The sequence below is a fragment of the Halobacillus sp. Nhm2S1 genome, assembly GCF_019599545.1.
In the GTDB taxonomy this organism is placed as follows: domain Bacteria; phylum Bacillota; class Bacilli; order Bacillales; family Halobacillaceae; genus Halobacillus.
Genome location: NZ_JAIEZV010000003.1, coordinates 351,844 through 375,914, shown reverse-complemented (window position 1 = coordinate 375,914; position 24,071 = coordinate 351,844). Strand labels below are relative to the sequence as shown.

General features: G+C 42.2%; 25 protein-coding genes. 22 read left to right on the top strand and 3 right to left on the bottom strand.

All coding sequences use genetic code 11. The features are described from left to right. Window positions 1–40: 40 nt before the first annotated feature. The 17 genes from K2225_RS13770 (at window position 41) to K2225_RS13690 (ending at window position 16,494) form a co-directional block, all read left to right on the top strand. A complete protein-coding gene (locus K2225_RS13770; protein WP_255574540.1) occupies window positions 41–2,158 on the top strand; it encodes an HD family phosphohydrolase in 2,118 nt (705 codons plus the stop codon). Between the two features lies 1 nt (window position 2,159). Continuing rightward, the gene (gene ybeY, locus K2225_RS13765) at window positions 2,160–2,630 is read left to right on the top strand and encodes an rRNA maturation RNase YbeY (RefSeq protein WP_255574539.1); all 471 of its coding nucleotides are present in this window, start codon (window positions 2,160–2,162) and stop codon (window positions 2,628–2,630) included. Then, the gene (locus K2225_RS13760) at window positions 2,605–2,982 is read left to right on the top strand and encodes a diacylglycerol kinase family protein (protein ID WP_220585268.1); all 378 of its coding nucleotides are present in this window, start codon (window positions 2,605–2,607) and stop codon (window positions 2,980–2,982) included. The genes ybeY and K2225_RS13760 overlap by 26 nt, the downstream gene beginning before the upstream one ends. A gap of 79 nt (window positions 2,983–3,061) precedes the next feature. Then, window positions 3,062–3,967, top strand: a complete 906-nt coding sequence (gene era / locus K2225_RS13755; RefSeq protein WP_220585267.1) for a GTPase Era — start codon at window positions 3,062–3,064, stop codon at window positions 3,965–3,967. Window positions 3,968–4,019: 52 nt separating this feature from the next. Beyond that, the gene (locus tag K2225_RS13750; RefSeq protein ID WP_370632760.1) at window positions 4,020–4,214 is read left to right on the top strand and encodes a YqzL family protein; all 195 of its coding nucleotides are present in this window, start codon (window positions 4,020–4,022) and stop codon (window positions 4,212–4,214) included. A gap of 18 nt (window positions 4,215–4,232) precedes the next feature. Then, a complete protein-coding gene (recO, locus tag K2225_RS13745; protein WP_220585266.1) occupies window positions 4,233–4,979 on the top strand; it encodes a DNA repair protein RecO in 747 nt (248 codons plus the stop codon). Window positions 4,980–5,265: 286 nt separating this feature from the next. Further along, entirely contained in the window at window positions 5,266–6,153 is an 888-nt protein-coding gene (gene glyQ / locus K2225_RS13740) for a glycine--tRNA ligase subunit alpha (protein ID WP_146812815.1), read from the top strand. Continuing rightward, entirely contained in the window at window positions 6,146–8,230 is a 2,085-nt protein-coding gene (gene glyS, locus K2225_RS13735; RefSeq protein WP_220585265.1) for a glycine--tRNA ligase subunit beta, read from the top strand. The genes glyQ and glyS overlap by 8 nt, the downstream gene beginning before the upstream one ends. An 81-nt stretch (window positions 8,231–8,311) precedes the next feature. Next, window positions 8,312–8,941 (top strand): transcriptional regulator CcpN, encoded by a 630-nt coding sequence (gene ccpN / locus K2225_RS13730; RefSeq protein ID WP_115822482.1) that lies wholly within the window; start codon window positions 8,312–8,314, stop codon window positions 8,939–8,941. A 23-nt stretch (window positions 8,942–8,964) separates the two neighbouring features. Next, window positions 8,965–9,777 (top strand): pyruvate, water dikinase regulatory protein, encoded by an 813-nt coding sequence (locus tag K2225_RS13725; protein WP_220585264.1) that lies wholly within the window; start codon window positions 8,965–8,967, stop codon window positions 9,775–9,777. A 255-nt stretch (window positions 9,778–10,032) separates the two neighbouring features. Further along, window positions 10,033–10,494, top strand: a complete 462-nt coding sequence (locus tag K2225_RS13720; protein WP_220585263.1) for a YaiI/YqxD family protein — start codon at window positions 10,033–10,035, stop codon at window positions 10,492–10,494. A gap of 37 nt (window positions 10,495–10,531) precedes the next feature. After that, on the top strand, window positions 10,532–12,343 hold the full coding sequence (gene dnaG, locus K2225_RS13715; RefSeq protein ID WP_220585262.1) for a DNA primase: 1,812 nt from the start codon (window positions 10,532–10,534) through the stop codon (window positions 12,341–12,343). 37 nt (window positions 12,344–12,380) lie between these two features. Beyond that, complete coding sequence (gene rpoD / locus K2225_RS13710; protein WP_220585261.1) at window positions 12,381–13,514, top strand: RNA polymerase sigma factor RpoD; 1,134 nt, start codon at window positions 12,381–12,383, stop codon at window positions 13,512–13,514. A 77-nt stretch (window positions 13,515–13,591) separates the two neighbouring features. Next, window positions 13,592–14,125, top strand: coding sequence for a hypothetical protein (locus K2225_RS13705; RefSeq protein ID WP_220585260.1), 534 nt, complete (start codon window positions 13,592–13,594; stop codon window positions 14,123–14,125). Window positions 14,126–14,233: 108 nt separating this feature from the next. Continuing rightward, window positions 14,234–14,602: a cytochrome c550 gene (gene cccA, locus K2225_RS13700; protein WP_206945738.1), complete on the top strand. Its 369-nt coding sequence runs from the start codon at window positions 14,234–14,236 to the stop codon at window positions 14,600–14,602. A 69-nt stretch (window positions 14,603–14,671) separates the two neighbouring features. Continuing rightward, complete coding sequence (locus K2225_RS13695; RefSeq protein WP_220585259.1) at window positions 14,672–15,379, top strand: tRNA (adenine(22)-N(1))-methyltransferase; 708 nt, start codon at window positions 14,672–14,674, stop codon at window positions 15,377–15,379. Next, a complete protein-coding gene (locus K2225_RS13690; RefSeq protein ID WP_220585258.1) occupies window positions 15,376–16,494 on the top strand; it encodes a Nif3-like dinuclear metal center hexameric protein in 1,119 nt (372 codons plus the stop codon). The genes K2225_RS13695 and K2225_RS13690 overlap by 4 nt, the downstream gene beginning before the upstream one ends. A 35-nt stretch (window positions 16,495–16,529) precedes the next feature. Here K2225_RS13690 and K2225_RS13685 read toward each other — a convergent pair whose 3' ends face one another. Continuing rightward, window positions 16,530–17,486 (bottom strand): 4-hydroxy-3-methylbut-2-enyl diphosphate reductase, encoded by a 957-nt coding sequence (locus tag K2225_RS13685; protein ID WP_146812825.1) that lies wholly within the window; start codon window positions 17,484–17,486, stop codon window positions 16,530–16,532. Window positions 17,487–17,661: 175 nt separating this feature from the next. Here K2225_RS13685 and K2225_RS13680 point away from each other — a divergent pair, with 175 nt between their 5' ends. Continuing rightward, on the top strand, window positions 17,662–18,981 hold the full coding sequence (locus K2225_RS13680; RefSeq protein ID WP_220585257.1) for a DEAD/DEAH box helicase: 1,320 nt from the start codon (window positions 17,662–17,664) through the stop codon (window positions 18,979–18,981). 15 nt (window positions 18,982–18,996) lie between these two features. Then, entirely contained in the window at window positions 18,997–19,890 is an 894-nt protein-coding gene (locus K2225_RS13675; protein ID WP_220585256.1) for a deoxyribonuclease IV, read from the top strand. A gap of 256 nt (window positions 19,891–20,146) precedes the next feature. On the opposite strand, the gene K2225_RS13670 is transcribed toward K2225_RS13675, so the two are convergent. Beyond that, window positions 20,147–20,431, bottom strand: a complete 285-nt coding sequence (locus K2225_RS13670; RefSeq protein ID WP_220585255.1) for a DUF2624 domain-containing protein — start codon at window positions 20,429–20,431, stop codon at window positions 20,147–20,149. A gap of 191 nt (window positions 20,432–20,622) precedes the next feature. Here K2225_RS13670 and K2225_RS13665 point away from each other — a divergent pair, with 191 nt between their 5' ends. Both K2225_RS13665 and K2225_RS13660 read left to right on the top strand, forming a co-directional pair. Next, window positions 20,623–21,351: a transglycosylase SLT domain-containing protein gene (locus K2225_RS13665; protein WP_255574538.1), complete on the top strand. Its 729-nt coding sequence runs from the start codon at window positions 20,623–20,625 to the stop codon at window positions 21,349–21,351. A 115-nt stretch (window positions 21,352–21,466) separates the two neighbouring features. Continuing rightward, complete coding sequence (locus tag K2225_RS13660; protein WP_220585254.1) at window positions 21,467–22,039, top strand: DUF4190 domain-containing protein; 573 nt, start codon at window positions 21,467–21,469, stop codon at window positions 22,037–22,039. Window positions 22,040–22,072: 33 nt separating this feature from the next. Here the strand turns inward: K2225_RS13660 and ispG are convergent, their stop codons facing one another. Beyond that, window positions 22,073–23,197 (bottom strand): flavodoxin-dependent (E)-4-hydroxy-3-methylbut-2-enyl-diphosphate synthase, encoded by a 1,125-nt coding sequence (ispG, locus tag K2225_RS13655; protein WP_146812831.1) that lies wholly within the window; start codon window positions 23,195–23,197, stop codon window positions 22,073–22,075. Between the two features lie 250 nt (window positions 23,198–23,447). Between ispG and K2225_RS13650 the strand changes: the two genes are divergently transcribed. After that, complete coding sequence (locus K2225_RS13650; RefSeq protein ID WP_220585253.1) at window positions 23,448–24,068, top strand: NfeD family protein; 621 nt, start codon at window positions 23,448–23,450, stop codon at window positions 24,066–24,068. Window positions 24,069–24,071: the final 3 nt, after the last annotated feature.

The following is a 24,071-nucleotide window of genomic DNA, read 5'->3' as shown; positions in this document are numbered from 1 at the left end:
TTGTTTTTATTTGGAATAATATGGGGAGGGGTGGGGTGGTTTGAAGGAGCGATTCCTTCGACAACTTCAGGCATTTAACATGAATCAGTCTAAGTTGTTGCTGGCATTACCTGCATTCGTAGTTGCTGTATTCTTTTTTGCGCTTGCCATTCCAAATGTTTACACTCAAACGTATGAGCTTGAGAAATACAGCACGGCACCCGAAACGATCCGATCCCCCATCACTATAGAGAATAAACAAAAGACAGAGCAGCAATTGAGAGCCGTTACTCAGGCTGTAGAGGATCAATACACCATTTCAGAAGATATTGCAGAAGAACGTTTGAATATGGTGAGCGAAATTTATGACGTGATAGAAGAAGCGAAAAGTCAGGGAGAGAATATGACGAGAGAGGAACAGCTCCCGCTGATTGAATCGCTTTTGACGGACGAACTCTCTGAAGGTCTGCCCGCAGAGGTATTTCTTCCGTTGCTGAGAGCGGATCAACAGTCGCTGAATGAGAGCCAGAGGATGCTTGAAACCCTTCTACATAAATATTTTAAAGTAGGGGTGCAGAGCTCAGAAGTTGAAGATTTAGCACGAAGGATTGATCTGGAAGTTCAATATACAGAAACGCCATCTTCTTTGAAATCAGTGATTTCGGATATAGGTGCTTTTGCCCTTGTTGAAAACTCCTTGTTCGACCCTGAAAAAACAGATAAAGCCATTAAGAGCGCAGCAGCTACTGTTGAACCCGTCATGATCAGGGCAGGGGAAGTCATTGTTTCAGAGGGATCTACGATTACGGGTGACATCTATGATGATCTACAGCTGACAGGATTGCTCGATCAACAGCGTAATTTACTCCCATCCATTGGGTTGGCCATGTTTGCGCTTCTCTTAGGCGCATTTTTGTACGCAGAGTGCATAAGGGCCGTTAACAAGGATAACTGGACGATACGCCATATCTTCATTTCCACGTCTGTATCCTTATCGATGATCACGTTCATGAAAGTGTTCAGTTTGTTCGGAGCGATGGAACAACCTGTGTACTATCTCGTCCCGGCTGTTACAGGGGTCATGATTGTCAAAATTCTTTGTTCTGAACGTTATGCGATCGTGCTGGCAGTGGTCTATTCTTTAATGGCTTGTTTGTTGTTCAATGGCCATTTAGCTGGCGCTCTTCATGCAACTGCAGGAATGTATTTATTGCTCTCTCAACTGTCTGGAATCTTTTTTCTTACTAAAAGTAAAGACAGGTTGTCCATTATTCGTGCGAGTGCGGGTGTAGCTTTTACCAATATATGTGCGATTCTGTTCTTTGTATTCATTTCTTTTGAAAAATACTCATGGTCAGAAGTGTTTTTATATAGTGGATATGGAGTTAGTGGTGCTTTTCTTTCCGCAGTTCTGACGCTTGGTTTTCTGCCTTTTATAGAGACAGGGTTCGGGGTCCTGTCTGATCAGAAGTTGCTGACGCTTGCCAGTCCTAACCACCCTCTTTTGCGTAAAATACTCATGGAAGCTCCTGGTACGTATCATCACAGTGTCATGGTGGCCAACTTAAGCGAAGCGGCGTGTGAATCAATTGGGGCTCATGGTCTTCTGGCACGTGTGGCATCCTATTATCATGATCTCGGAAAAACCGCCCAGCCTCATTATTTTATTGAGAATCAAATGGGGATGAAGAATCCACATGATTTCCTGGAGCCTGAGCAAAGTGCGGAGATCATCATTAGCCATCCTTATGAAGGAGCGAGAATGCTGAAAAAGAATAAGCTTCCAGAGGAGATCGTTGAGATTGCTAAACAACACCATGGGACGTCGCTTTTAAAGTACTTTTATTATCAGGCAAAGGAAATGGATGAAGATACGAAAGAAGATGATTATCGGTACCCAGGACCGAAACCACAAAGCAAGGAAGCGGCGATTGTTTGTATCTGTGATTCTGTGGAAGCTGCTGTGAGGTCATTGGATCATCCGACAGAGGAAAAGATAAAAGAAATCGTGAAATCCATTATAGAAGACCGTATGCTCGATGGTCAGTTGGATGACAGCAATTTGACGTTTAATGAGTTAAAGACAATGGAAACAGCCATATGTGAAACACTGCATGGTATTTTTCACACGAGAATTCAATATCCGGAAACAAAACCATTAGTCAAGGAGGCAAAATAATATGATTACCATTGATTTTCAAGATGAAACCAATTCAGTAGATGAAGCATTTGTAGATATGATTCAGCGTATCATCCGTTTTGCAGGAGAAAAAGAAGGAGTTACAGGGGATGCAGAAGTCTCTGTCAGCTTCGTGGATAATAAAGAAATACAGGAGATCAATCGCAATTACCGTCAAAAAGATGAACCCACAGACGTCATATCTTTTGCTATGCAGGAACTTGGCGAAGATGAAATGAATGTGTTGGATGAGAACATGCCACTTATGCTTGGGGATATTATCATTTCTGTCGATAAGGCAAAAGAACAAGCGGAGGATTATAATCATTCTCTGGAACGAGAATTCGGCTTCCTGGCTTTGCATGGCTTCTTACATTTGCTTGGTTATGATCACATGAATGAAGAAGATGAGAAGAAGATGTTCGGGAAACAAGAGGAAATTTTACATGAGTTCGGACTTCAAAGATCGTAGAAGGAAGACAGGGGTGGGGTTCCGTTTCGCTTGGAATGGGATAAAAGAAGTCTACCAGTCAGAGAGGAATTTTCGGATTCACCTCTCAGTAGCTTTACTAGTTACCCTGGCAGCCTTTGTATTCGGTTTATCTAAAGGGGAATGGGTGACGATCCTCCTCATTATGGTTATCGTCTTCAGCCTGGAAATGGTTAATACAGCTATGGAAAGGCTGCTTGATTTTTACCATCCTGAACAACACCCCGTCATTGGCTCTATTAAAGATATTACAGCTGGGGCGGTCCTTGTAGCGAGTATTGGATCGGTGATCATAGGAATGATCATTTTCCTCCCTAAGCTTTTCATGATATGAGAATAGGAATGAGCCTTAGAAGATGATATAGTAAAGTGGAGCAGTTACGACTGCGTGAACATTTATTGGAGGAACAATTATGACAGAGAATTTCAAATCAGGTTTTGTTACAATCGTTGGTCGTCCAAATGTGGGCAAATCGACGTTCATGAATCGTGTAATTGGTGAAAAAATTGCCATCATGAGTGATAAGCCTCAAACAACAAGAAATAAGATTCAGGGAGTTATGACAGATAAAGAGTCGCAAATCATCTTTATCGACACTCCTGGAATTCATAAACCGAAGCATAAGCTCGGAGATTATATGGTGAATGTTGCAGAGAACACATTGAACGAAGTGGATGCTGTTCTTTTTATGATCAATGCTGAAGAAGGATATGGGAGAGGGGACCAATTCATTTTGGACCGTCTGCAACGTGTAGACCAGCCAGTATTTTTAATCATCAATAAAATTGACAAAGTACATCCGGATGACTTATTACCATTGATTGACCAGTACAAAGAGAAGCTTGATTTTGAAGAAATCATTCCAATCTCTGCGCTAGAAGGCAATAACGTCAATCATTTGCTGGACGTTCTAAAAAAGCATTTGCCGGAAGGTCCTCAGTTTTACCCTGAAGACCAAATCACGGACCATCCAGAACGCTTTGTCATTAGCGAATTTATTAGGGAAAAAGTTTTGCATTTAACTCGTGAGGAAATTCCACATTCCATTGCTGTGGTCATTGAAGGGATCGAGCCTCGAAATGAACATGACAAAGTGGAGATTCAAGCGGCCATTATCGTGGAACGGAAGTCTCAAAAAGGCATTATTATCGGTAAACAAGGCAGTATGTTAAAAGAAATTGGTAAGAGAGCCAGAAGAGACATTGAGTCCTTGTTAGGAAGCAAAGTGTATTTGGAACTATGGGTAAAAGTACAAAAAGACTGGAGAAACAAACAAATCCAACTCAGTGATTTCGGCTATCGCGAAGACGAATATTGATGGTTGGAAAATATTAAGCCTTATGTTTTCAGTCAGGGGAAGCATTCTAGTAATGTACACTCGTTTAGCGATGATAAGAAAGGCGGTGTTTCTTGTGCGCGACAAGCTTTCATGGAACGTTTTCAGTCAAACAGGCAGTGTGGAAACCTATTTATTGATGAAAGAATTGGAGTCTCAAGATCAGCAGTCTCAAGAACAGCTCGCTTCCCCTACTGAACCAATATCTACGGATGATTTTCATTCGTAAACGGAGCAGGTGAGCCATTTGATGGACAAGGTGGAAGGAGTCGTCATCCGGACGAATAATTACGGGGAAACACATAAAATCGTCACGATGATGACACGAGAAAAAGGGAAAATTGGTGTAATGGCTCGTGGGGCTAAAAAACCAAAGAGCCGGATGTCCTCAATCACCCAACCATTCATCCACGGCACATTTTTAATTCAAACAGGGTCCGGCTTAGGATCAATGAGTCAAGGGGAGATGTTATCTTCCCTCAGGTCGATTCGCGAGGATATTGTAAAAACGGCTTATGCGTCTTACATCGCAGAATTGACAGACAAGCTCATTGAAGAAAAGCAGCCGGATCCTTTTCTTTATGAACAGTTACTTCAAACGTTCCAATGGATGAATGAAGGAAAGGACCCAAACATCCTAACGTTGATGTATGAATTGAAAATGTACAAAAAAGCGGGGTTCGCTCCGGTCGTCGATCACTGCATCCAATGCGGCAGTCAGGAAGGACCTTTTGCATTTTCTATGGTAGAGGGCGGCCTATTATGCTTTCGTTGTAAACAGCGGGACCCGCAAGCCTATGGTTTGCCAGATCCTTTACCTAAACTGCTGAGAGTCTTCTTACATATGGATGTGAAGCGGCTTGGTCAGATTACGATGAAGGAAGAAAATAAAAAATTGTTGCGTCAGATTATGGATGAATATTATGATCGTTATGGTGGATACTTTCTCAAATCAAAGAAGTTTTTAAAACAGCTGGACTTGTTTTCAGACTGAGGTTTGACATTTTTGCTGAAATTAGAGTATGATTCTATTACTAAATAACGTGTTGCTGTGAAGGAGAGTAGTAACCAGTTTTTCTGTTTCCAAAAGCGAGCTTGTGATGGTGAGAGACAAGCGGAAACCAGCTGGTGAAGGCGTTCTGGAGCAATGTTCAAAGTGGCTTCCTTTTTTGGGGGAGCAATTAGGGTGGAACCGCGGAGACCCCGTCCCTATGTCTGGATGCAGACGTAGGAACGGGGTCTCTTTTCTTTTGAACAAGTCATTTTCTAGGAGGGAACGTATGAATATTCAAGATATGATTTTAACTTTACAGAATCATTGGTCAAAACAAGGCTGTTTGCTAATGCAAGCCTACGATACTGAAAAAGGGGCAGGGACGATGTCACCGATGACGCTTTTACGGAGCCTGGGGCCTGAGCCGTGGAACGTGGCTTATGTAGAGCCGTCACGTCGGCCTGCTGATGGCCGCTATGGCCAAAACCCGAACCGTTTATATCAACACCATCAGTTTCAGGTAATAATGAAGCCTTCTCCGGATAATATTCAGGAATTATACTTAGAATCATTGGAGGCCCTTGGAATTGATCCGAAGAAACACGACATCCGATTTGTAGAAGATAACTGGGAAAACCCAACCCTTGGCGCTGCGGGGCTTGGTTGGGAAGTGTGGCTTGATGGTATGGAAATCACTCAATTTACGTATTTCCAGCAAATTGGTGGTCTTGAAGCGAAGCCGGTTTCTGCTGAAATTACGTACGGGCTGGAACGATTGGCTTCTTACATTCAGGATAAAGAAAATGTTTTTGATCTAGAATGGACCAACGGAGTAACGGTAGGAGATATTTTCACACAGCCGGAATATGAACATTCGGTTTACACGTTTGAAGCTTCTGATGAGGATATGTTGTTTGAACTTTTCTCAACTTATGAAAAAGAAGCACAGCGAATTATGGAGCAAGGGCTTGTTTTCCCAGCTTATGATTACGTGTTGAAATGTTCTCACACGTTTAACTTGCTTGATGCAAAAGGAGTCATTAGTGTAACAGAAAGAACGGGTTACATATCCCGTGTAAGAAACCTGGCTCGGAAAATAGCTAAGACTTATGTAGAAGAAAGGGAACGTCTTGGCTTCCCGATGTTGAAAAAGGAGGAGGGTTATCATGAGTAATACCGTATTATTTGAACTAGGTGTGGAAGAACTTCCTGCTCGCTTTATCAATGATGCTTTAGATCAACTGCAAGAAAAAACAGCTCAATGGTTCAAGGATAACCGGATTCCCTATGGAAACATCACCGGATTTGCGACCCCTAGAAGGTTGGCCGTTAAAATCACGGATGTTGAAGAAAAACAGCCGGATATAGAAGAGGAAGCGAAAGGACCAGCTAAAAAAATCGCTCTAGATGAAGAAGGAAACTGGACGAAGGCAGCCATCGGGTTTTCTAAAGGGCAAGGGAAAGATGTCGATGATATCTACTTCAAGGAAATCAAGGGAACGGAATATGTTCACGTCAATAAGTTTATCGAGGGAGAACCAACCACAAACCTTCTTCAAAACTTCCGGGACGTCTTCTTATCTCTTACTTTCCCTAAAAATATGAGATGGGGAAATCGTGACCTTCGTTATGCACGTCCGATCCGTTGGATGATTGCTCTCTTCGGTGAAGAGATCATTCCTTTTACAATCGAAGGAGTGGAAACAGGAAATAAGACCTTTGGGCATCGCTTCCTGGGATCCGAAACGATAGTTCCTGAAGCAGATGTTTATGAAGAGGCGTTGAAAGAGCAGTACGTTATGGCATCTGTAGAGGAGAGAAAAGCGGAGATTGTGAATCAGCTGAAGAAGCTTGAAAGTGAAAATGAGTGGAAGCTGATCATCGATGAAGATTTATTGAATGAAGTGACGCACTTAGTGGAATATCCAACCGTCTTCAGTGGCACTTTCTCTGACGAATTCCTCGATGTTCCGGAAGAAGCACTGGTTACTTCAATGAAGGAGCATCAGCGGTATTTTCCGGTCCGTTCTCTTGATGGTGAATTGAAACCTCATTTCGTAGGCGTTCGTAACGGGGATGACCAACATCTTGAGACAGTTGCAAAAGGAAATGAAAAGGTTTTGAAGGCACGTCTCAAGGATGCACAGTTCTTTTATGAAGAAGATCAGAAAGGAAGCATTGATGAAAAGATGCAGAAACTTTCCCGCATGGTCTATCAGGAAGAGCTTGGCACGTTAGCTGATAAAGTCCAGCGAATTGTAGCCATTACTGGTAAACTTGGGGAATGGATTGGCCTTGAAGGAGCTCAACTGAAAAAAGCGAAACGGGCAGCAGAGATTTGTAAATTTGATCTTGTGACCCAGATGGTCGATGAATTTACAGAACTGCAGGGAACGATGGGTGAAAAGTACGCACGTATTTTCGGTGAGGATGAAGAGGTAGCCATAGCCATCAATGAACATTACATGCCTCGTCAAGCAAATGGAGCCTTACCTTCGACAACGATCGGTTCTCTTGTCAGCATCGCAGATAAGCTGGATACAATCGTAGGTAGTATTTCCATCGGTATTATTCCGACTGGCTCACAGGACCCTTACGGATTGAGACGCCAGGCTTTGGGAATTCTGCAAACCTTAACGGCCCATGGATGGTCCATTCCAGTTGAACAATTGATTGATCTCGTACATCAATTTTATTATGAACTGGAGCTCCCGACTCGTAATGAAAAAGAAGTCCATAACGACTTACATGAATTCTTCCGCGTGCGTGCGGCTTATTTAATGAGAGAAGAAGGAGTCGCACCAGATGTTGTGGAAGCTGTGTTGGCAAGAGGTATCGGCGTCTATCCAACTACGAAGGAAAAAGCGGTCCTCCTAGTAGAAAAACGTCAGGACCCTTCTTTCAAAACTGTGCATGAAGCACTGGGTCGTGTGTTGAATTTGGCGAAGAAGGCAGATGCTGCAAATGTCGATCCTGCATTGTTTGAAAATGACCAAGAGCGAAAGTTGTATGATGTTTATCAGCAAGTACAGGAAGATTATCGCCACGCATTGAGTGGGACTCAACTGGATCTTGCTCTTGATCAGTTATCCAAGCTTGCGAACCCAATCCATTCCTTCTTTGATGCAACGATGGTAATGGCAGAAGATGAGAGCATCCGCCGTAACCGCTTAGGTCTGTTGAAGCAGATTTCCGAGGACGTTTATGCGTTCGCCGACTTGAATGCGATTGAATGGAAACAACAGTTCTAATCAGCTTTCTTTTACCGATAATTAAAATGAGCTATAATTAAGAAATAGTATGTCACAGTTAGTGATCGGGGTGAAGAAAGATTGGAACTATCAAACCGGCAAGAACAAATCATTCAAATCGTGAAAGATAACGGACCCATTACAGGTGAGAATATCGCAGATCAGCTGAACTTGACACGGGCCACACTGCGTCCAGACTTAGCCATTTTAACAATGGCTGGTTTCCTGGACGCCCGCCCACGGGTCGGTTATTTCTTTACGGGAAAAACAGGGTCTGAGCTTTTTACGGAGAAGTTGAAGAAGTTCAAAGTGGATGAATATCAATCCCGCCCTATTGTTGTGGAGGAAGATGTATCTGTTTACGATGCCATCTGTGCCATGTTTTTAGAGGATGTGGGGACGTTGTTCGTAACGGATCAACATTCCATTTTAACAGGAGTCTTATCAAGGAAAGATCTGCTTAGAGCGAGTATTGGCAATCAGGATCTTACGTCTGTTCCGGTCCATATTATTATGACAAGGATGCCAAACATCACGGTCTGTGAACCCGAAGATTTATTATTAGATGCCGCCCAGAAATTAATTGAAAAACAGATTGATGGTCTGCCTGTCGTTCAACCAAGTGAGGAAGGGTTGAAAGTAGTCGGACGATTAACAAAGACAAATATTACGAAAGCACTTGTAGAATTGGCCAGGGACCAACACTTGTAGTTTTAAAGGGAAGGAGGGATTGTATGGAAAAGCCTTTAATTTATGTCTTATCAGATTCAGTGGGTGAGACTGCGGAACTGGTCGTAAAAGCATGCCTCAGTCAATTTGATGACGGGCCTTTTGATCTGCAGCGAATTCCTTATGTGGAAGATAAAGGGACGATCAATGAGGCGGTGCAGCAGGCGAAAGAACATAACGCGATGATCGGTTTTACACTAGTGATCCCAGAGTTTAGACAACATCTGAAGCAGGAAGCTGAAAAGCATGGCATTCAATGTGTCGATATTATGGGACCGATGATGGAGGTCATGGAAAATCATCTGCAAATCAAACCTCGCCTTGAACCGGGACTTGTTCATAAATTGGATGAAGATTACTTCAAGAGGGTAGAGGCGATCGAATTCGCTGTCCGGTACGATGACGGTCGTGACCCACGTGGTATTTCCAAGGCGGATATCGTGCTGATTGGTGTCTCTAGAACTTCCAAGACTCCACTGTCTCAGTATTTGGCTCATAAGCGTCTTAAGGTTGCGAATGTACCGATTGTACCCGAAGTGCAGCCACCATCAGAATTGTTCCGTGTCGATCCCGATAAATGTATTGGCTTAAGTATCAGTGCAGAAAAACTAAACGACATTAGAAAAGAAAGATTAAAGTCATTAGGGCTTGGAGATCAAGCCAGTTATGCGAATATGAATCGCATACAGCAGGAAATCGACCACTTCAATCGGATTGTGGACCGGATCGGGTGTCCAGTAATTGATGTTTCAAACAAAGCGGTTGAAGAGACAGCCAATGTTATTATGAACAAATTACGTCAGAATGCCCAGGAATAGCACAAATAGCGGAAGTCGCGCTTTGATTAAGCGCGACTTTTGTTGGGAAGAATGAAATTAGGTACAATTAGACATAGCGTAATTGAAAGGAATGTATTATAATATCTATTTGTGGTAAAAATCCTTATAATGAAGGGATGTCCATTCCTAAGAAATTTTTCTGACCATGTCTTATTAAAGGCACATACTTTTCAGAAAAATAAAACATTCACTTTTAAGGAGGATTCTACCGCTTATTGTAGAAATATTGATACTATGCCAAATTTAAATGTTCATATTTATGTCGATGCAGATAGCTGTCCTGTACAAGAAGAAATCATCGATGTTTGTATGCAGTACGATCTACATCCTTATTTCATAGCGACCGTTAATCATTATAGCCAAGAGAAGGCAGAGGCTGGATGGAGGTTCATGGATGATGGATCGCAATCTGTCGATTTGTATATCCTCAATCAAGTGGAAGAAGGCGATGTCGTCATTACCCAGGATCTTTCTCTGGCTGTATTATTGACTTCTAAAGGGGTTTATGTACTTACTCCAAGAGGTAAACTGGTTAGAGAAAATGATGCAGATAACATCATGAACCAAAAGTTCATACGGCAGCAAACAATGAAGCAGAGAAAGAAATGGAAGGGTCCATCGGCATTTACAGCGGATGATCGCGCAAAGTTTCGATCTGTTTTCCAAAAATTGTTGTCAGAACATGAAGGAATTTAAGCTTTGAACGAGAATAATTGAGTAGTATGGTGATCTTATGGCTGGACATATTCCAGAAGAAAAAGTCGATGAAATCAGAAGATCAACGGATATTGTAGAAGTGATCGGCAATTACGTCGATTTGAAGAAACAAGGCAGGAACCATTTCGGCCTTTGTCCTTTCCATGGGGAAAACACTCCTTCCTTTTCCGTTTCTCAAGATAAGCAGATCTTTCATTGCTTTGGTTGTGGAAAGGGAGGGAATGTCTATACCTTCCTGATGGAGATTGAAGGGTTTAGTTTTATCCAGGCACTAAAACAACTGGCTGAGCAGACAGGTACTGATCTTCCTGATCAATTATCTGAAGAAGCTCCGTCAGAAAAGAGCCAGGAATCTCAGGCAATGCTCGAAGCCCATCAATGGTTGACTAAATTATACCACCATTTGTTAAAGAATTCCAAGGATGGTCGGGAAGCGTATCAGTATTTAATCGACCGTGGTTTTACCGATGAAACGATCCAGAAATATCAAATAGGATATTCACCGGATTCCAGAGACTTTGTTGTAACTTTTCTTGAAAAGAAAGGGTATCATCCACAATCGATGGTCAAGGCAGGACTACTCAGTACCAATGATCATGGAGAATATGCGGACAGGTTCCGTGGGAGAGTGATTTTCCCACTAAGGAACCACTTAGGGAAAACCGTAGCTTTTGCAGGAAGGTCTCTTGGACAACAGGAACCCAAATATCTAAACAGTCCGGAGACGGAACTTTTCCACAAGGGGCGTCTGCTTTATAACTTCGACCTTGCCCGCTCCGCCATCCGAAAGGAAAAAACGGTGATCCTGTTCGAAGGTTTTGGAGATGTCATATCTGCAGACCAGGCAGACATTCACCATGCCGTAGGTACGATGGGTACTTCGTTATCAAGCATGCAGGCCAACCTTTTGAAGAAATACGCCGAGCAGATCATCATTTGTTATGATGGTGATCGCGCCGGGATCGAAGCAGCTGTTAAGGCAGCGAAACTTTTGAAGAGTGTAGGATGTCAAACCTACGTTGCTCGTGTCCCTGATGAACTTGACCCGGATGAATTCATTCAAAAGTATGGCGGGGACCGGTTCAAACGTGAAATCATCGATACTAGTGATACGTACATTTCCTTTATGATGAATTACTTGCGTAGAGATTATAATCTGCAAGTAGAAGGAGATCGCATCACTTATATCGAAAAGGTATTACAAGAGATTGCAGGGCTTGACCGTGCTGTCGAACGAGAGCATTACCTGAATGAGATTGCTACAGAATTTCAGCTCTCCGTAGAAACTCTGAAAGAAGAAGTTCAGCGTATTCGATCGCAAAGCGGTGTCAAGGATAAGGAGCCAAAGAACCGATATACTAATGATACAAGGCAGCCAACGGTTCAAAAAAAACTTTTACCCGCTTTTCATAATGCAGAAAGAAAACTGATTGCGTATATGTTGAGAGATCCATATATCGCTGATAAAGTTCAAGAGGAAATCGGAGGAGCTTTCAATATTGAAGACCATCAGGTCATTGTCACCCATCTTTATGCATATTATGAAGACGGCAATGAATCGGATATCAGTCAGTTCGTCGAGATGATTGAAGATGCTTCCATTAAAAATCTGGCGATCGAGCTTGCAATGGCCCCTGTCAGCGAAGAAGTTTCTGATCAGGAAATCCATGATTACATCTCAAGGATTCGATCAGAACAGTGGGATCGAACGGATATTAGAAACCTTGAATCTGAGTTGAAAAAGGCTGAACAGCAAAACGAGCCGATCAGAGCAGCAGAAATTGCGATGGAAATCATCAAACGAAAGAAAGAGTTAAAACATCACTAGGTAGAGTTTGTATAGATTGTTGGAAGGAGGGGGACTTATGGCAGATAAGCAACAGCAGCCATCACGTTCTAAAGAAAATGAGAATCAAACAGAATTGACACTTGAGCAAGCAAAAGAGCAAGTGGTAGAGTTAGGAAAAAAACGAGGGATCCTCGCATATGAAGAGGTAGCGGAAAAACTATCGAGCTTCGATCTGGATTCTGATCAAATGGATGAATTCTATGAGCACCTGAATGAGCAGGGTGTAGAAGTGATCGGGGATTCGGAATCAGATCCAAGTATGAAGCAATTGAATAAAGAGGAAGAGTTCGATCTTAATGACTTGAGTGTACCACCAGGAGTCAAAATTAATGACCCTGTGCGTATGTACCTCAAAGAAATTGGCCGAGTGAACCTGCTATCTGCTAAGGATGAGATCAGCCTTGCTCAACGTATTGAGAATGGCGACGAAGAAGCGAAACGTGACTTAGCGGAAGCCAACCTGCGACTTGTCGTAAGTATCGCTAAAAGATATGTAGGCCGAGGCATGCTTTTCCTTGACTTGATTCAGGAAGGGAACATGGGTCTGATCAAAGCGGTAGAAAAATTCGATTATCGTAAAGGCTATAAATTCAGTACCTATGCCACATGGTGGATTCGCCAGGCGATTACAAGAGCGATCGCCGACCAAGCACGTACGATCCGTATCCCTGTCCACATGGTAGAGACGATTAACAAACTGATTCGTGTCCAGCGTCAACTTCTTCAAGACCTTGGCCGTGAACCAACGCCGGAAGAGATTGCACAGGATATGGACCTCACTCCAGATAAAGTCCGTGAAATTCTAAAGATTGCTCAAGAACCGGTATCTTTAGAAACACCAATCGGGGAGGAAGATGATTCTCATTTAGGTGATTTCATTGAAGATCAGGAAGCGACATCTCCTTCAGATCATGCAGCCTATGAACTGTTGAAAGAACAGCTTGAAGATGTCCTTGATACATTGACAGATCGAGAAGAAAATGTACTCAGACTCCGATTCGGTTTGGACGATGGACGTACAAGAACACTTGAGGAAGTAGGAAAAGTGTTTGGGGTAACTCGTGAGAGAATCCGACAAATCGAAGCGAAGGCTTTGCGTAAACTCCGCCATCCAAGTCGGAGCAAACGTTTGAAGGACTTCATGGAATAAGGATTTTACGACTCAGGGACCTTTTCGCAAATGGATGCGGGAGGGCTCCTGAGTTATCTTTTCTGTTGGAGGCTGCTATGAAACATGAAAGGACAAAAACCATTGTTGATGAGATCAAGTACTGGAAACAAAACCAATTGCTTCCAGAGGAATATTGTAATTTCTTGTTAGCGCTTTATACCCAAGGTGAAAACCTGGAGCACAAAGAGAGTGCTGAAAGTTCACAAACCCTTACTTTTTATATTTTCATGGCCATCCATCCTATTTTGTTATCCCTTTCATTTCTTGTCATTTATTTTACTGAAATGGGAATCATAATGCAAACAGTGGTTTTGTCGAGTTTTGTAATCGGGGTATGGTTTCATATTCGTTGGTTACAATATAAAAAGTCGGATTGGCTTTTTGTTCCGCTATTTAACGGTGCATTGATTCTTCTGCTTATGACTGTCCACTTAAATCAAAATATGATAGGTTTGGAGTACTCCTTTTACATAACCCTCATCTTAAATTTGGTTTTATGGATTTTTCTTGGATGGTTTTGGAAGGTGAAAACGCTTTTCTACTCAGGTGTAATCGGCTTTATTTTTTTAATTATTTACATTGTTTCATAAGTTTTCACATGATATCTCTTTAATAAGTAACGGTTTTCAAGTAAAATAAATATAGTCGAATAGACACGAAAATTCTATATGAGGGAATACATAAGGAGGTTGCAACAAATGAGAAAGAACCCTGTGATTCCATTCGCAATTATCGCTGTGCTGGGGATCGTCGTCATGATTGTCGTATCTGCAGCGGGGATTAATCAACGCGAAGCTATTCAGAATGAAGAAGAAGGCGGCGGTGAGAAGCAAGAAGAGACCGCAAGCGCAAGTCCTGAAGAGTTGTTTCAGAACCAATGTGCAAGCTGCCACGGCGGAGACCTTGGCGGTGGAGCTGGCCCTAACCTACAGGAAGTAGGAAGCCGTTATTCAGCTGAAGAAATCAATGACATCATCGTAAATGGTAAAGGTTCTGCCATGCCTGCTGGTCTTTATACTGGAGAGCAAGCAACAAAATTGGCTGAATGGCTAGCTGAAAAGAAATAACAATAAGAAGAAGACCGAAAAGCTTTCTGGCCAATCAGAAAGCTTTTCTTTTATGAGAGGGAAGAGTATATGAATGTTAATCAATTATCAAAACGCTTAGCACTGGTGGCCGATTACTTACCGAAGGGAGCTCATTTTGCGGATATCGGTTCGGATCATGCCTATCTTCCGTGCTTTGTATGTATGAAAGATCCAGAGGCAAGAGCAGTAGCGGGTGAAGTGAATCAAGGGCCATATGATAGTGCCAAAAGTGAAGTGGAAAAACACAAGCTTGAAGATCGCATTGATGTCCGTCTCGGCGACGGGCTCGCTGTTGTTGCTCCTGGAGAAATAAAACAGGTGGTCATTGCAGGGATGGGCGGACCTTTAATCCGAGATATCCTTGAGGGAGGAAAAGAAAAGCTTTCACACGTCAATCGAATTGTCGTTCAACCCAATATCGATTCAAGGTCTCTTAGAAGGTGGTTCTTCCAGCATGACTATAAGCTTGTCGATGAAACAATTGTAGAGGAAAGTGGTCACATTTATGAAATTCTTGTTGCAGAAAAGGGAGATCCATCCTCTCCTTACCAGCAGCAAATGATAGAGAAAGAAATGTGGCTTGGACCGTATTTATTAGAGAAACGACCAGAGCCGTTTATAAAGAAATGTAAAGAGGAATGGAATAAGAAACAATATATTATAAAACAGATGAACCAAGCGACCTATCCCGATGAAGAGAAATTGAAACAACAACAAAAAGAGTTGAAATGGTTAGAGGAGGTATTGCAATCATGAACCAAACGTCCACAGCCCAGGACATCATCCGTGAATTTGAAAAATGGTCACCGAAGGGCCTTGCCTTTGATTGGGATAATGTGGGTCTTCAAGTAGGCACACTCAATAAACCGGTGAAAAATATCATGGTTACCCTGGATGTGTTGGAGAATGTTGTAGACGAAGCAATTGAAAAAGAAGTGGATTTAATCATTGCCCATCACCCTTTGCTTTTTGTGAAATTGAATCAAATCAATTTGGATACACCGAAAGGGAGAATCATCCAAAAATTGATCAAGCATGACATCGCGGTCTATGCTGCCCACACGAACCTTGATATTGCCAAAGGTGGTGTCAATGATGTCATGGCTCAATTGATCGGAGTAACGAACTCCCGTCCTTTGATCGAAACAGGAAGCGACTCTCTTGTAAAACTTACCGTCTTTGTTCCTGAAGATCACGCTGATCTATTACGGGATGCAATTAGTGAGGCAGGAGCAGGGCATATCGGTCATTATAGTCATTGCACGTATCAACTATCCGGCCATGGAACTTTCAAACCGGAAGACGGTACTAATCCGTATTTGGGTGAAGAAGGACAACTTGAAATCGTGGATGAAAAAAGAATAGAGACGATCGTACCAAAGTCACGCCTATCAAGGGTTTTGAAAGCGATGGAAGAGGCTCATCCGTATGAGGAAGTCGCTTATGATGTTTACCCATTATTGAATGAAGGGGAACCATTAGGAGCAGGGCGTGTAGGAGAACTTGAAAAACCCATGCCTTTGCGGGAGCTTGTCGAGCTGATAAAAAAAGAATATGATGTTCCTCATGTACGTGTTTCCGGAAAAATGGATAAAGTTATAAAAAAAGTGGCCCTTCTTGGAGGCAGTGGAGAAAAGTACATTCATCATGCGAAAAGAAGCGGTGCGGATGTTTATATTACGGGAGACATGACTTTTCATATGACACAAGATGCCATGGAAATGGGCCTTTCCGTCATTGATCCTGGTCATCACGTGGAAAAAGTCGTTTGTCCTAAAGTAAAAGAATATCTTGAAGAGAAGTGTAATAAACAAGGGGATTTGAACATCTTCGTTTCCGAAGCATATACGGAGCCATTTACAATTGTATAAAAAAAGGATGAAAGCTTAAGCTTTCATCCTTTTTTTTATCTCTTCACTTTTTTTCTGGCACGGACGGGAGGTAAAATCTTTTTCTGTTCAACTTTTGACTCGCGGACCCACGTGCTTTCATCGTTGTGATCGAACTGCTCGATGAATTTGATGACTTCTTTTGTTATAGGAGTTGGAGTTGAAGCACCAGCTGTAACGGCCACTTTCTCGACACCTTCCAACCATTCTAATTGGATTTCTGTCACATCAGCAATGCGATAAGCGGTGGTACCTGCTTTTTCCATAGAGACTTGGGCAAGTCGATTCGAGTTGTTACTCATCGGATCACCGACAACTAGAGTCAAATCGGCTTCACCCGCCTGTTCGGAAACAGCTTCCTGACGAACCTGAGTCGCCATACAGATTTCCTGCTGCTTTTCGAGTTGCGGAAATTTCTCTTTCGCTTTTTCCATAACATCATAAACGTCCCACTGACTCATTGTCGTCTGGTTGGTGATCATCAATTTATCATGATCAAGGTCGAGCTCTTCCACATCCTCTTCCGTTTGGACGAGGTGGACTTTTCCTGGTGCTACGCCCATAGCGCCTTCCGGTTCCGGGTGTCCCTTTTTCCCCACGTAAATGACCTCAAATCCCTCAGCCACTTTTTTTCTAATCAAGTTGTGGGTATTGGTCACATCAGGACAAGTGGCGTCTAAGACGGTGAGCCCTTTTTCTTTTGCGCGTTCCTTAATTAGAGGGGAAACACCGTGAGCTGTAAAAATGACTGTACCATCATGAATGCCTTCTAACATGTCACTACGATTTTTCCCATCTACAGTAATGATTCCTTCTTCCTTGAAGGCCTCTGTTACATGTGAGTTGTGGACAATCATGCCTAATATATATATAGGACGTGGCAGATTCGGGTCTTTAGCTGCGTTTCGAGCAATGACCATTGCATCTACTACACCATAACAATAACCGCGAGGGGCGATTTTAATGACTTCCATTGATTAACGTCCTCCTCTATAAATCCAATCCAATAACTTTAAAGATACCATTATCATTATAAAGGGTAAAGGGAAAGATGACAAAGAAAGACGTTCTAAAACAAGGTTATCGTGCAATTTGTCCTCTGCTCTATTATAATAAGGAAGGAACATTTTACATTAAAGGAGAACGGTTATGAGTAAGCATACATTTGATCAATATGCCATTACTTCTACAGTCAGTCAAATTGTAGAGGGATTAGGCTTTAAGAAACCCACCCCCATTCAAAAGCAGGTCCTGCCAGCAGCTTTGAGAGGGGAGAGTCTCATTGGACAGTCCCATACAGGATCAGGTAAGACACATGCCTACTTACTTCCACTGTTCAATCAGTTGGATGATGAGGCAGAACATGTGCAGTTTGTGATTACAGCACCTACAAGAGAATTAGCCATTCAAATTCAAGATGAAGTAAAAAAAGCCATTCAAATGGCTGGGAAAGAAGAAATTTGGCGTTCAAAGCTCCTCATAGGTGGTACGGATAAGCAGAAAATGGTCGGAAAACTATCTTCGAGACCCCCTCATATTGTGGTCGGCACACCGGGCCGTATTTTAGACATGGTCAAAGAAGAAGCGATCGACCTTTACCAAGCCAAAGCATTCGTTTTGGATGAAGCAGATCTGATGCTGGATTTAGGCTTCATTGAAGAGGTCGACCAAATTCTTGTACGGATGGACCAGGATGTACAGATGCTCGTCTTTTCAGCGACCATTCCTGAACGTCTACAACCATTCTTAAAGAAATATTTAACGAACCCTACACACATCCAAATTGAAGACGACAAGCCATCACCGGAAACGATGGAGCATCGACTTGTCCCGCTAAGACATAAGGATCCAGCCGATGTCATTGTGGAAATATCAAAGGCCATACAACCTTATTTGGCCATCATTTTTACAAATGGAAAAAATCATGCCGACGATCTCGCTGATGAGTTAATGAAGCGAGGTCTTGAAACAGGAATCCTTCACGGCGGGCTTTCGCCAAGAGAAAGAAAAAGAATGCTTAAAGAGTTGCAAAACTTACGTTATCAATATATTGTAGCGACAGACCTTGCATCACGTGGAATCGATATTCAAGGTGTTAGTCATGTGATCAACGCACAGATGCCGAAAGAGGAAGAATTCTACATTCACAGAGTCGGACGAACAGCACGAGCTGGAATGCAAGGGACAGCTATTAATTTGTATAAGGAATCTGACCTTCCTCTCATTCAGAAGCTTGAGAAAAAAGGACTTACGTTTGAATTTTATGAAGTGAAAAATGGAGAATGGAAAGAAACAAATGCTTACAACGAGAGACAGAACCGTGAACGGCATGCCTCGGATCTTGAGAAAAAAGCGAAGCAGATGGTACGGAAACCGAAAAAAGTGAAGCCGGGTTATAAGAAGAAAATGAAGCAGCAGACAGACAAAAATATGAGAAAGCTGAAACAGAGTCGTTTCAAGAAGAAATAAGAAAGGGTAGATCGTATGTTGAAGATTGGATCACACGTATCTATGAAAGGGAAAAAAATGCTGCTGGGCGCCAGTGAAGAAGCCACATCCTATGGTGCTAGCACATTTATGATCTATACAGGAGCCCCGCAGAACACAAGGCGCCGTCCTATTGAAGAATTGAACATTGAAGCCGGGACGGAACACATGAATGCGAATGGCATCGGCGACATCGTGGTTCATGCTCCTTATATCATCAATATCGGAAATACAACCAAACCGGAAACATTCCAGTTAGGTGTTGATTTTCTAAGAAATGAAATCGAACGAACGGAAGCACTCGGAGCAAGGCAAATTGTACTTCACCCAGGGTCTCATGTTGGACAAGGAGTGGAAAAAGGGTTGCCGAAGATCATTGAAGGGTTGAACGAGGTCCTTCATAAAGATCAAAAGGTTCAAATCGCTCTTGAAACGATGGCTGGGAAAGGTTCTGAAATCGGCAGGAGCTTTGATGAATTGGCACAAATCATTGATGGCGTGACCCACAATGAGAAATTATCGGTCTGTATGGATACGTGTCACATTCATGACGCGGGTTACAATGTCGTGGAGGATTTTGACGGAGTATTGGACGAATTTGATAAAATCGTCGGGATCGATCGTCTAAAAGTCATCCATGTGAATGATAGTAAAAATATCCAAGGGGCAGCCAAGGACCGCCACGAAAATATTGGATTCGGTCATATCGGTTTTGATGCTCTTCATAAGGTGATTCACCATCCGACACTCAAAGAGCTTCCAAAAATTCTTGAGACTCCGTATGTAGGGGAAGATAAGAAAAATAAAAAGCCGCCGTATCGTTATGAAATTGATATGGTCAAAGAAGGCATATTTGATGAAGGTTTAAAAGAAAAAATTATGCAACAATAAAGAAGGAGCCCTTGTGCTCCTTCTTTTTTTTAGTTATTAAAGTAAATGGCGGGTTTGTGGAAGAATCAGTTTCGAGATGTTTCCAGGGTTCGTTGCCTTGTTGGGCGTCAGGGGTGGCTGAGAAGCTACTCGCTTTCCTGTGGGGGAGTGGCGAGCTATTCCCCGCAGCCCTCATCCACTCAACATACTTCTCGAAACTGAGTCTTCAAGTAAAGGGAGCGTTTGTTGAATTTAGAATAGAGGTTTGTTAGGTTTTTTATTTTAGCCAATGTTCTACTCCATATTCTTTTGCCATTTTCATGAGTAGTTTATATACAGATCTCGCCGTATCTTTTGAAGTGATTTTGGCGAGTTTGCTCAACATTCTCTTCCGTCCATCCGGGTCGAAGGGGTTATCCTTGTTTTTTTTCAAAGCTTTGACTATGGCAGCAGCTTCATCCTTTGTTATAGGGATTTGATATTTCTGACTATAAAAAAGTAGTTCTTTTACGGTTAACTGCTTCAATTTCTGGGTAATTAACTGTTGTGCCACATTCTTCATAGGCTTATACTCCCTCTCTCCTTATTTACTACACCATATGAATGTTGAGAAGGATTTGTGTTTTTAAAAAATTATGTCTATAGGAGTTTCAATTGAAATACATATACCAATCGGTTAGTATAAGCCAATGGGTTTAGTGGCTGACTGGGCAAAAGTACCAGTGTGCATAAAGTGAAGGAGTGAAACATTATATGAAGGAACAAAAACCTCTTTGGACAACGAGTATATTGATGCTGCTCGTTTTGGCGATATTCTTTACTATAAACCAATGGAACCAGAAGCAGGAAAAAGCACTGGCTGATCAAAAGCAGGAATTGAAAAATAAAAATGAACAGCTCTCTCTTGAAATTGAGCGCTTACAGTCTACGAACGAGTATTTGAAGGAACAGCCTTTAAAAAGGGAAGAAAAAAATGGCTATCATACCTGGCCGGAAATTGAAAAAAAGGCCGACCGTCTTGTAAAAGAAAGTGATGGAAATTTCAAAAAATCCTGGGCCATGTATCTGGTTAAGGAAGCACAGCGCTATGAAATTAATCCATATCTTGTTTATGAACTACTGAATGTGGAAACAGGAGGAACCTTTGATCCTAACCTCGTGGGTCCAGAAACAAAATATGGACATGCTTATGGGATGTCACAGTTTATGAAAAACACAGCCCCATGGATCGCTGATATGGCTGGTTTACCTTATGAGGAAGAGTTGCTTTTCGATCCTTATTATTCCATGCAATTATCCTTAGTTTATTTAGATTTTTTACAAAACAAGTACGATAATTGGGATGAAGCACTCACGGCTTATCACCGGGGTATGGGCGGCTTAAAGGAATATAAAAAAGAAAACGGGCACGCCGAAAGCTGGTATGCCGAAGAAATTCAGGAGAAAGCAGAAAATCACACGACTGTAGTATTAGCGAATTGATTGTAAGCGTCTGACGTATAGTCAGGCGCTTTTTTACCATCAAATCCCTCATGTAATTTCTTATACTCTCCATATAATAATCATGATTCTTTAAACAGAAAGTGAGGGTATTCTTATGCATGATCCGAAAGAAACTGTTGAGAATCGTCACAAAACACAAAAAGCCCCTGAACATGGGGATGAATTAGAGCAAGTTCATGAAGAAGCCGTGGACGAGCATGATGAGCCGTCGACGGAACAAGTGCTGAATGAAGCTTTTGAAGAAATCCAAGACCATGATTTAAGACAAGAGCCCGGGTATAAAGAAACTAGAGCGTCTGAATTTGATGACGTTGCCGTAGATGACCATGGTCGTGGGCCGGATCAACCTGTATATGGTGATAGTTATGAGGAGGAGTTTGCTCAGGAAGCGGCTGTAGGGCCGATTGATGAGCCGATGAATAACGAGGAAAAAGAGACGACAATGAAAGAAGAGGAAGATGTAAAAGTGGGGATGGGCTGGTTGGGATTATCTGCCGCAATCCTTTCTTTCTTTTTTGCTCCGTTAATTCTCGGCGCAGCCGGGATTGTTCTCGGGATCATTGGTAAGCGACGTGGAGCCGATACATTAGGGAATATGGCGATTATTGTAAGTATCGTTTCCATCGCATTTTCATTATTCTTTGCTCCGATCTATAACTTGATATAAAAAAAGGTGGCCCCGAATCCGGGGTCACCTTTTTTATGATTGTTCTTGCTCTTGTTTAAGTTTCTCTTTTTCTTTACGCTCTTTTTCGTAATGTTCTTCAGCTAACTTGTCGACTTCTTTCTTCAGTTCATCGACCATGATTTCTTCAGGTACTTTACGGATGATCTCCCCATGACGGAATAGTAGACCTTCTCCACGGGCGCCGGCAATACCGATGTCTGCTTCTCTAGCTTCACCTGGACCATTGACAGCGCAGCCGAGTACAGCTACTTTAATTGGTGCTTTGATGGTTTGGATATATTCTTCAACCTCATTGGCTATAGAAATCAAGTCAATTTCGATCCGTCCACAAGTCGGGCAGGAAATGAGAGTTGCGGCGTTCGATGCAAGACCAAATGATTTAAGAAGTTCTTTAGCTACTTTCACCTCTTCTACAGGGTCAGCACTCAAGCTGATCCGTACGGTACTACCAATTCCTTTACTTAAGATAGCTCCAAGTCCTGCAGCGCTTTTTACTGTACCTGCGAAAAGGGTCCCTGATTCAGTGATCCCCAAATGAATCGGATAGTTGAAGGCTGCCGCAGCTTTTTCATAAGCTTCGATAGCCAATTTCACATCAGAAGCTTTAAGGGATACGATGATATCGTGGAAATCAAGATCCTCAAGAATTTTAATGTGATGCAAGGCACTTTCAACCATTCCGTCTGCGGTCGGATAACCGTATTTCTCAAGGATATGACGCTCAAGTGAACCAGCATTGACTCCGATTCGGATTGGGATGCCCTTTGCCTTTGCCGCTTTCACGACTTCTTCAACTTTTTCGCGTTTCCCGATGTTCCCAGGGTTAATACGAATTTTGTCTGCTCCACCTTCAATGGCCTTCAAAGCTTTCTTATAATCAAAGTGGATGTCAACAACCAAAGGAATGTTGATGCGTTTTTTAATTTCAGGAATGGCGTCAGCAGCTCGATCATCCGGGCAAGCCACTCGGACGATTTGACAACCGGCTTCCTCCAGTCGCTTGATTTCAGCGACTGTTGCTTCTACATCGTGTGTTTTGGTGGTGGTCATAGATTGAATAACAACCTCATCAGATCCACCTATCGTAACGTCGCCGACTCTTACGGGACGAGTGTCTTTTCTGTGCGTAATTGCCATTAATATCGCTCCTTTGTATATTCACAAAAAGGTATGCAAGATGAATTCCAATCTTCATTATAAGGGCTATTTTTATAAATGAGAAGTCAGGAACCTTAAATATGCACATTTGTAAGTTAAATTTGTGTAAACTCATAAATGTTGTCATCATTATATCATGGGATGATTGGAGAAAAAATAATTGCACTTCTGAAACAAAAGTACATCTTCGAACGTACATATAGTAATTAAGGAGAGGATGTGAACCATCATGTTTACTTATGATTGGATCGCTTTATTTATTACTTTTCTGGGAACTATGTTTCTAATTGGTGAATTACTCGTAAACATGCGTGGAGTGTTCGCTATCATCGGATTCGGCTTTATAACTGTCTACTTCTCAGGTTATTTAGAGACAGAGATGTTTATCGTCATGATGCTCGTATATTTTCTGGGGATTATTCTTATGATCATTGATGGAAAACTATTAAATGATGGTACTCTTGCGATTATTGGCGCTGTCACGATGATCATTGCCGTCGGCTTCAGCGCACCTAATTGGGTAGCAGGTTTGTACAGTGTTATTGGGGTTATTTTAGGCGGATCTGCATCCTTGTTATTCCTGAAGGTTTTCAAACAAAGAAAGATGTGGTCGAAAATGGCTCTGAATGACCAACTGACCTCAGAAATGGGGTACAATTCCATGAATGAAACGTATCAGTACTTACTTGATCAACAAGGAGAAGCTCTCACAGATATGAGACCTGTAGGGACGATAAAAATAGAGGAGGAAGAATACAGCGCTATTTCAAATGGTCAGTGGATTACCTGCGGCGATAAAATTAAGGTTGTGAAAGTAGATGGTACAAAAATCCTGGTCAAGAAGTTGTGAAAT

Excerpts from the sequence above, each read along its gene's own strand:
- K2225_RS13760 (WP_220585268.1), top strand. The coding sequence starts at position 2,605 with ATGAGTTCGGACTTCAAAGATCGTAGAAGGAAGACAGGGGTGGGGTTC.
- K2225_RS13675 (WP_220585256.1), top strand. The coding sequence starts at position 18,997 with ATGTTGAAGATTGGATCACACGTATCTATGAAAGGGAAAAAAATGCTG.
- K2225_RS13665 (WP_255574538.1), top strand. The coding sequence starts at position 20,623 with ATGAAGGAACAAAAACCTCTTTGGACAACGAGTATATTGATGCTGCTC.
- K2225_RS13695 (WP_220585259.1), top strand. The coding sequence starts at position 14,672 with ATGAATGTTAATCAATTATCAAAACGCTTAGCACTGGTGGCCGATTAC.
- cccA (WP_206945738.1), top strand. The coding sequence starts at position 14,234 with ATGAGAAAGAACCCTGTGATTCCATTCGCAATTATCGCTGTGCTGGGG.
- K2225_RS13660 (WP_220585254.1), top strand. The coding sequence starts at position 21,467 with ATGCATGATCCGAAAGAAACTGTTGAGAATCGTCACAAAACACAAAAA.
- K2225_RS13680 (WP_220585257.1), top strand. The coding sequence starts at position 17,662 with ATGAGTAAGCATACATTTGATCAATATGCCATTACTTCTACAGTCAGT.
- dnaG (WP_220585262.1), top strand. The coding sequence starts at position 10,532 with ATGGCTGGACATATTCCAGAAGAAAAAGTCGATGAAATCAGAAGATCA.
- era (WP_220585267.1), top strand. The coding sequence starts at position 3,062 with ATGACAGAGAATTTCAAATCAGGTTTTGTTACAATCGTTGGTCGTCCA.
- K2225_RS13685 (WP_146812825.1), bottom strand. The coding sequence starts at position 17,486 with ATGGAAGTCATTAAAATCGCCCCTCGCGGTTATTGTTATGGTGTAGTA.
- glyQ (WP_146812815.1), top strand. The coding sequence starts at position 5,266 with ATGAATATTCAAGATATGATTTTAACTTTACAGAATCATTGGTCAAAA.
- K2225_RS13670 (WP_220585255.1), bottom strand. The coding sequence starts at position 20,431 with ATGAAGAATGTGGCACAACAGTTAATTACCCAGAAATTGAAGCAGTTA.
- K2225_RS13690 (WP_220585258.1), top strand. The coding sequence starts at position 15,376 with ATGAACCAAACGTCCACAGCCCAGGACATCATCCGTGAATTTGAAAAA.
- K2225_RS13750 (WP_370632760.1), top strand. The coding sequence starts at position 4,020 with ATGTACACTCGTTTAGCGATGATAAGAAAGGCGGTGTTTCTTGTGCGC.
- glyS (WP_220585265.1), top strand. The coding sequence starts at position 6,146 with ATGAGTAATACCGTATTATTTGAACTAGGTGTGGAAGAACTTCCTGCT.
- K2225_RS13705 (WP_220585260.1), top strand. The coding sequence starts at position 13,592 with ATGAAACATGAAAGGACAAAAACCATTGTTGATGAGATCAAGTACTGG.
- K2225_RS13650 (WP_220585253.1), top strand. The coding sequence starts at position 23,448 with ATGTTTACTTATGATTGGATCGCTTTATTTATTACTTTTCTGGGAACT.
- K2225_RS13720 (WP_220585263.1), top strand. The coding sequence starts at position 10,033 with ATGCCAAATTTAAATGTTCATATTTATGTCGATGCAGATAGCTGTCCT.
- ispG (WP_146812831.1), bottom strand. The coding sequence starts at position 23,197 with ATGGCAATTACGCACAGAAAAGACACTCGTCCCGTAAGAGTCGGCGAC.
- K2225_RS13725 (WP_220585264.1), top strand. The coding sequence starts at position 8,965 with ATGGAAAAGCCTTTAATTTATGTCTTATCAGATTCAGTGGGTGAGACT.
- rpoD (WP_220585261.1), top strand. The coding sequence starts at position 12,381 with ATGGCAGATAAGCAACAGCAGCCATCACGTTCTAAAGAAAATGAGAAT.
- ybeY (WP_255574539.1), top strand. The coding sequence starts at position 2,160 with ATGATTACCATTGATTTTCAAGATGAAACCAATTCAGTAGATGAAGCA.